4 protein-coding genes are annotated in these 7761 nt (G+C 72.1%); all 4 read right to left on the bottom strand.

Going from position 1 to position 7761, the window contains the following annotated elements; genetic code table 11:
* Positions 1-34 precede the first annotated feature (34 nt).
* Positions 35-3904 carry a LamG-like jellyroll fold domain-containing protein gene (locus CQ044_RS09865; RefSeq protein ID WP_105688297.1) on the bottom strand — a complete coding sequence of 1290 codons (3870 nt, stop codon included), beginning with the start codon at positions 3902-3904 and terminating at the stop codon, positions 35-37.
* Positions 3905-3963: 59 nt separating this feature from the next.
* A complete protein-coding gene (locus CQ044_RS09870; RefSeq protein ID WP_105688298.1) occupies positions 3964-6156 on the bottom strand; it encodes an alkaline phosphatase family protein in 2193 nt (730 codons plus the stop codon).
* Positions 6157-6393: 237 nt separating this feature from the next.
* Positions 6394-7134 (bottom strand): GntR family transcriptional regulator, encoded by a 741-nt coding sequence (locus CQ044_RS09875; RefSeq protein ID WP_105688299.1) that lies wholly within the window; start codon positions 7132-7134, stop codon positions 6394-6396.
* 154 nt (positions 7135-7288) lie between these two features.
* Positions 7289-7639 (bottom strand): SHOCT domain-containing protein, encoded by a 351-nt coding sequence (locus tag CQ044_RS09880; protein WP_105688300.1) that lies wholly within the window; start codon positions 7637-7639, stop codon positions 7289-7291.
* Between the last annotated feature and the right edge of the window lie 122 nt (positions 7640-7761).

A 7761-nucleotide genomic window follows, 5' to 3' on the forward strand; every position in this document is an offset into this window, starting at 1 on the left:
CGGGTGCGCGGTGGACGGGATCGGGTGACCGCGCTCATCGCGCGGCCGGGTAGGGCGTCGGGATCGTGGCCATGCCGGATCCGCTCGTCAGGGTGACGGTCGCGGTGCCCGCGGGGATCGCGGCCAGCATGGTGCTGAATCCGTAGGACACCGTCGCTCCCGGCGCGACCGCCGGATACGTCCTGGTGCCGTACTTGGTGGCGATCTTCACGTCGGCCGCGGCGGATCCGGTGTTCGTCACCGCGACCGTGAGCACGACCTTGCCCGCGACCACGGCCGGGGTGACCTTGACGTCGGCGGTCAGGGTCGCGACGGGGTCGACGACGGTGATCGGGGGCAGCGTCGCGGTGCGATCGCGGAACGCCGCGGTGATCGTCACCGTTCCCGCCGTCGCGGCGGTGGCGCTCGGCGCGACGGCGATGCCGGCCGCGTTGCTGGAGACGGTCGCGGTGGTCGCTCCCCCGGCGAACACGCCGCCCGAGATCGTGAACACCACGTCGGCGCCGGAGACGCCGTTGCCGGCCGCATCGACCACCCTCGCGCCGAGACCGGTGATGGCCTCGCCGCGCAGCACGGTCTTCGCGGTGCCGAGACTCTGCACGTCCTGAGCCGCATCGGCGCCGGTCGCCGCGAGCGTGAGACCCGAGGTCGGCCCGCTCACACCCTGGTCCGTGGCGCGGTACTCGACGAGCGAGGCGGCCGTGCCCGGCACCGCGAACGGCGCGGCATAGGACTGCCAGGCGCCGCCGTCGACGCGGTACTCGATGCCCGCCGATCCCGCGGGGACCGTGTGCAGCGTGACCGTGCGGCCGTCGGCGCTCGCGACCACCGCGGGCAGCGAGGACGGATCCGGAGCACCCTTGCCGAGCGCGAACGAGGCCACCACGGCGCGGTGGTTGCTCGCCCAGGCGTTGCGGAGCACCGCGGTCGGCGAGGGCCAGCCGGCGACGACCGTGTTCGCGCCGAGCACGCGCAGCGCCGAGCCGGCGTAGTGCACGGTGTCGATGCGGTCCTGCGGCTCATCGGCGCCCGACGGCGTCTTCACGACGAGGGGCGACCAGGTGTCGCCGGCGTCGGCGACCGGATCGGGGTTCGCGGTGCGATACGCGTCCGCGAGGCCGGCCTGCTGCAGGCGGGCGGGCACGGGCCAGTCCACGGCACCGACGCCGCAGTGCGCGTCGGCCGTGGCGGCGGTCCAGTCCGCGCCGGACGGCGACTCCAGATCCGAGAGGACGACGACAGGGGTCGACGCGGAGGTCTCGGTCGCGATGGCCGCCGCGAGCGCGTCGACCTGGGCGTAGCGGGTGCTGCCGCGCTCCGCTGCGACGAGCGCGGCCGGGTCGGTCACGCCGTCCAGGCACGCGGCCTCGGGCCCGTAGCCGGTGCGGTCCAGACCCATGGTCCACACCCGCACCTTCCGGCCGAGCACGTCCACGGTGGCGCCGAGGCCCGGCTGGTCTCCGACGACGGTGCGCGCGCTGAGCGGGTAGGGCGAGAGGAGCCCGACCCCGCCCGGTCCTTCGAGCGCGTTCCAGCCGAGCGCCTTCGCGAGGGCGGTCGCGGCGGTGCCGCCGTCCTGCTGCACGCCGATCACGTCGAAGCCGTTCTCGGCGATCACGGCGAGGTTCTTCAGGGCGGCGTCGTTGACGTGCCCGCCGGCGTCCCAGAGATTCCAGGTCACCGCGTCGAAGGGTGCAGCGGCATCGGCCGCGACCACGGGGATCTCGACCTCGATACGGGCCGTGGTCGTGCCGTCCGTGGCCTCGATCGTGAGGTAGCCCGGGTCGGCCGGCGCCGTCGTCGGCGCCGTGCCGGTCACGACGCCCTGCGCGTCGACGTTCAGCCAGCCGTCGCCCTCGACCTTCGTGTACGAGGTCACGGATCCGCCGTTCCAGAGACCGGCGACGGTCTGCGAGACTGCACCGCCTGCGCGTACCGAGGGCGCGCGCAGCACGCCGGACACGAAGCCGCGGGCGAGCGTGGATCCGTCCGTCACGACGTCGCCGGAGTGCGTGGCCATGTAGTCGTTCTGGATCTGCGCGGCCGAGATCGCCTGGTCGTAGAAGTCGAACGTGTCGATCGCCGCGTTCACGAAGCCGTCGCCGTCGTCGAGCAGCGACCCCTCCGCGCCGACCCGGAACGGATAGCCGCTGACCAGGGAGAAGCCGGAGCCGAGGCTCGTGCTCTGCGCGGTCTGCTCGCCGTCGACGAACGTGGTCATCGTGCTCGCGGAGCGGTCCACCACCAGGGCGACGTGATGCCAGGATCCGATGACGGACGTGCGGCTCGCATCGGCGAGGTAGTTCTGCGTCGTGGACGTCCCGTTCTGACCGAAGCAGCCGCGCAGGATGCCGGGGCTGCCCGCGGTGTTGTAGAGCGTCGCGCCGCGGTTGTAGCAGTGCCGGAAGTCCTGGTTCGAGACGATCGGCGAGTCGGAGCTCGACGAGGCCTCCTTGAGCCAGAACGTGTAGGAGAAGCTGCCGGAGCCGTCGGTGTGACCGGGGACCAGCGGCAGGGAGAAGAAGTTCACGCCGCGCGTGCTGCCGTCCGGCGCGTTGACGTAGGCAGCCTTGCCGGTGGTGCCGGTGACGTAGGACGGGGATCCGGACCAGCTCGCGTCGTTGCCGCGTCCCGAGGAGTCGGGGATCGCGGCGCCGTCACCGGTCTCGAAATCGTAGGAGGCGAACGGGGCGACCGTGTCGCCCGGCGCCCGCAGCCGGCTCCAGATCGCGGAGAGCGTCACCGTGGTGTTCGCGCGGACCGTGAGGTCCGCGGCCGACTGCCCGTCGGAGTAGACGACCTGGCCCTTCGCACTCAGCGCCCAGCCCTGGAACTGGTAGCCGGGGCGGACGAAGCCGTTGGCCGCGAGCGTCGACGCTGTGCCGATCGTGAACGTCTGCGCCGCCATGGCGCCCGAGGTCGCACCGTTGCCGTCGAAGGCGACCGTGTAGGTGCCGGAGTCGGGCTTGAGCGTCGCGTAGTCGTCGGCGACCTGAGCCGACGGCAGCACCGCGTCGTAGAACCGGAGGTCGTCGATCGCGGCGTTCACGTAGCCGTCGCTGACGTCCTTCTCGCTGCCGCTGAACCCGCCGATGTTGAACGCGAGCCCGCTCTTCAGGTTCGTGGACGCAGTCACCTCGCCGGCGGCCGAACGCTTGGTCTCGACACCGTCGGTGTAGACGATGATGACGTTCGCGGTGCGATCGACCGTGACGGCCACGTGGTGCCAGGATCCGGCGATGTTCGGCGAGGCCCCGTTGATGTAGCGCTTCGTGCCGCCCGCCGTGGTGCCCCAGCACGCCTGCAGCACGCCCTGCGTGGTCTGGTTGTAGAGCGTGAGTCCCGCGTTGTTGCACGAGGCGAAGTCCTGGTTGCTCATGAGCGTGCCGTAGGAGGTGCGGTTCTGCTCCGACATCCAGAACTCGTAGGAGAAGCTCGAGGCGCCGTCGGTCTTGCCAGCGACCAGGGGCAGCTTCACGTAGTTCGTGCCGAGGCCGATCGTCGCCGCGGATCCCGAGATGCCGGGGCGGTAGCCCGGGGATCCGACCCAGCGCGCGTCGTTGCCGTTGCCCGAGACGTCCTTCACGGTCGACCCGTTGTCGGCGTCGAAGGTGTACGCCGCGACGGGCGAGATCGCTCCCGGCACGGCGGCCCGCGGAGCCGGCGCCGCGGGTGCGGCGGGTGCGGTCGTCGCGGGCGCGGTCGTCGACTCGGGCGAGGGCTCCGCGGTCGGCGACGATGACGGCTCCGGGGTGGGAGCGGGCGTCGGGGCGGCGGTGGACGACGGTGCGGGGGTCGGATCCGCGACCGCCGCGGGCGTCGCCGCGAACGTCGAGACGACGACGGCGGCGCCCGCGAGGGCGGCGAGGGCGAGGCGGCGCAGACGCCGGCGCTGGTGGGGCATGCGGGACTCCATCGGATCGGGTGCGGGCGTGATCGGGTGCTCGGCGGGGTGGATGGCGGTCAGGCCGGCAGCTGCGCGACGCGACCGGCGTAGCGGTGCCGCCAGCCGCTGTTCGTGTCGGCGGTGACGACGACGTCGTAGTAGCCCTCGGACGTGGGCCAGCTCACGGTCTCGGTCGCGCCGGGCTTGACCCAGATGCGCTGCGCGGTGCCGGCGTAGTCGTTCGGTGTGAGCGCGTAGTGCACGCTCTGGCGGCCGTCGTTGTGCAGCGCGATCGTGACGGTCGGCGTCTCCCCTGCGACGAGATCGACGTCGATGCGGGGGACGGCGCCGCCGTTCTGCCCCGCGGGCAGGATCGTGCCGGCGTGAGCGCGGATGAACCCGTCGGGGCCGTACACCGAGAAGGCGTAGCGGCCGTCCTGCGCCGTCGCATCCCAGACGTGCGTCGCGGGCTTCGTCCCGGAGACCGTGTAGGGGGTGTTCGCGAAGGGCAGGTACTTGTCGGGGAACGCCTGCAGGCTCAGTGCCTTGCCTGCAGGACCTCCGACCACGCTGAGCTGCACGCTGACCTTGCCCGTCTTGCGGTCCTCCACGAAGACGCCGTGCGGGTGGTACGACAGCGGCCGGTGCTTGAGCGGGGTGCTCGACCACTTGTCGGCCGGCGGCACCTGGGTGCCGATCGTGCCGCCCGCGCGGGCGATCTGCACGAGGGCGTCAGTGTCGGGCAGCGAGGGGACGTCGATCACGGGGTGCGCGAAGTCCATCGCGCTCGTGAGGTCGCCGCTGATCCCGCGGCGCCAGGCGCTGATCGTGGTCGACATCGCCGGGGTGCCGATCGCGGTGGTCCACGTCTCGAGGAAGCGGATGAGCGAGGTGTGATCGAAGGTCTCGGTGCCGACCCAGCCGCCGCGCGTCCACGGCGAGACGAGGATCGTCGGGATGCGGGCGCCGTACCCGATCGGGGTGGATCCGTTGTACTCCCCCGGGGTGCCGGGCTCGGCGAACGGCGGCAGCACGTGGTCGAAGTAGCCGTCGTTCTCGTCGAACGTCATAATCAGCAGCGTGCTCTTCCAGATGTCCGGGTTGCTCTGCAGCGTCTGGATCACGCGGTTCGAGAAGTGCGCGCCGTGCTCGGGGTTCGCCGAGGGATGCTCGGACCAGCTGTACGGCGCGACGATCCAGGAGACCTGCGGCAGCGGATACTGGGCGCCCGGCTTGCAGGCCGCGATGAAGTCCTTCAGCACGCCGTTCAGGTTGGCGTCGCTGTCGTTGTTGGTCACCCCGGTCGACGCGTAGGGCGCGGATCCCGCCCGCCACACCAGTCCCGTGCCCGCCGCGTTCTTGGTCGCGTCGGCACGGTTCGCGAGGTCCTGCGCGGACGAGCCCGACGTCGTGAAGGCATTGAAGCCGCGGATCGGGTTGTCGGTGTAGTCCCCGACCCAGCTGGATCCGTTGTTCGTGTTGTCGACGTAGATCCGCCAGGAGACGCCCGCGGCCTGCAGAGCCTCGGGGTAGGTCTGCCAGGTGCGGTTGCCGTTGGACTCGCCGCCGTTGTCGACGACGCCGCCCGAGGTGCCGGTCCAGGCGTAAAGCCGGTTCGGCGTGGTCGGTCCCATGACCGAGCAGTGCCAGTTGTCGCAGATCGTGTAAGCGCTCGCGAGCGAGTACTGCCACGGGATCTCCTCACCGGAGACGTAGTGCATGGTGTTGGCGCCCTTGGCGCCGATCCAGTTGTTGTAGCGTCCGCCCGCCCACGCCGACGTACCGCCGGAGTACGAGTGGTCGAGGCCCGTGGTCGTGCCCGCGACCGTGGTCACCCGGCTGGGCTTGACGAAGGCGGATCCCTGCGGCTGGGAGAAGACGTCGGTGCCGTTCTGGAACCGGAGGGCCTGCTTGTCGTCGAAGCCGCGCACGCCGGGCAGGGCGCCGTAGTAGTGGTCGAAAGAGCGGTTCTCCTGCATGAGGACCACGACGTGCTTGATGTCGGTGATGTCACCGGAGAAGCCCTCCGGCAGAGCGTAGACACGGGGCGCACCGGCGACGGCCGCTCCCGTGCCCGCTCCGCCGGCGGCCGAGGCGGAGGAGGCCGCCGCCCCCGCGCCGAAGCCGGCGCCGACGGCGGCGGCGCCGCCCAGCAGGCCGAGGGCGCGCAGCATGCCGCGGCGGCTCAGGCCGCTGTGCAGCACCTCATCGGGGACCGTTCGCGTGCGCTCGTAGGGATCCGGGCTGAACGGGACGGGCTCGCTGGACATGGACGCTCCTCGGGACGACGGGGCACCCGGAGTCGGGCGCCGACCTCGAGGAGAGCAAGCCGAGGGGAACGGCGGGTGAACGCGGGAGGACGAGCCGGTGGCATCGGCCCTGTGCACCCCGGATCCGGCCGCCGAGCGTGCACACTGGGCTGTTTCGCGCCCGCTCTACCGGTCGTTGAGCGAGCCGCAGGCGAGACGAAACGCCGCGCCCGCTCAGCGCACCGGCTCAGCCCCGGCTCAGAGCGCGGTGCGGACCGTCTGCCCCGCCTCGATCTCGAACGCGATCGCGCCGGCGCGGTAGCGGTCGACGCCGATCTCCACGAGCCTGCCCTCGCGGGTCGTCGTGGTGCGGCCGACCTGCAGCAACGGGCTCGATCGGCGCACGCCGAGCAGCGCCGCATCCTCGGTGGTCGCGGCGGCCGCCTCGATCCGATGATTCGTCGACGCGACGCGGATCCCGGCCTCAGCGAGCGCGACCGTGGTCGAGCGCACGTCGTCCGGCACCAGCGTGATGACCTCCGCCACCCAGGGCGCCCAGACCGAGCGCTCGATCATGACCGGCAGGCCGTCCAGTGTGCGCAGCCGCACGAACCGGTGCAGCGGCTCACCGAGCCGGATCCGGAACTGCTGCGCCTCGCGCGCATCCGCGGGTCCCACGGTGCGGGAGGTGATCTCGCCCCCTGGGATGCGCCCTCCCTCGCTCGCCCACTCCGTGAACGACTGCATCCGCGCGAAGCCCTGGGTCTGGTGCGCGGCCTGGACGATCCATCCGCCCCGCGGCCGGGAGACGACGAGGGAGAGACGAGCGAGACGGGCGAGCGCCCCGCGGATCACGCTGCGTGTCGTGCCGTACTCGGCGCTCAGCATCGCCTCGCTCGGCAGCCGGGTGCCGGCGGCGAAGCCCCCCTCGGAGATCCGCCGGCGCAGATCCGCGGAGATCTGCGCCGTGCGCGAGCTGTCGCGCGATCCCTCGGTCACGTCCCGCCCCGACGTGCAGGACAGGGGATCGGCGGCCGGAGCATGCCCCCATTCTCGCGCACGCGCGCCGGCGGCCCGCCATGCACGGGCACGACGGGCCGACCGGTCACAGGTTCAGGCCTCGGCTGTCAGGCTCAGGCCTCCGGTGTTCGGCTCAGGCCTCAGGGCGGTTCGCGCGGAGCACCTCGAGCCGGGCGCGGTACTCGGTCTCATCCACGTCGCCCTTGGCGAAGCGGTCGGCGAGGATCTGCTCCGCGGTGCGGCTCTGCGCCGCACCGCCCTGCTGCGCCATGCCGGCCCAGGGCGCCTGCGCACCGGGGGTTCCCGGAGCGCCGTGCCAGGCCCACGGACCGGGACCGCCCCAGCGACGACGACGCACGAGGAGGGCGATGAGCAGGCCGACGATGACGAGGAACATCAGCGGGCCGATGATGAAGAAGGGCCAGAACGGGGCCATGCCCCAGTGCCCGGGGTGCGCGGCGACGGCCGCGACGGTTGCGATCATGAGTGACCATCCTTGGATCGGTTCGGCCGCATCTCGACCGATGGATCCAGCCTCGCGATCCGCGCCCCGCACCGAATCCGGCCCGGGGAGTGATTCCCCCTGCTCCCCCGGGAGTACGCCCG

This window comes from Microbacterium sp. MYb64 (assembly GCF_002979495.1).
In the GTDB taxonomy this organism is placed as follows: Bacteria; Actinomycetota; Actinomycetes; order Actinomycetales; family Microbacteriaceae; genus Microbacterium; species Microbacterium azadirachtae_A.

Excerpts from the sequence above, each read along its gene's own strand:
- CQ044_RS09865 (WP_105688297.1), bottom strand. The coding sequence starts at position 3,904 with ATGCCCCACCAGCGCCGGCGTCTGCGCCGCCTCGCCCTCGCCGCCCTC.
- CQ044_RS09870 (WP_105688298.1), bottom strand. The coding sequence starts at position 6,156 with ATGTCCAGCGAGCCCGTCCCGTTCAGCCCGGATCCCTACGAGCGCACG.
- CQ044_RS09880 (WP_105688300.1), bottom strand. The coding sequence starts at position 7,639 with ATGATCGCAACCGTCGCGGCCGTCGCCGCGCACCCCGGGCACTGGGGC.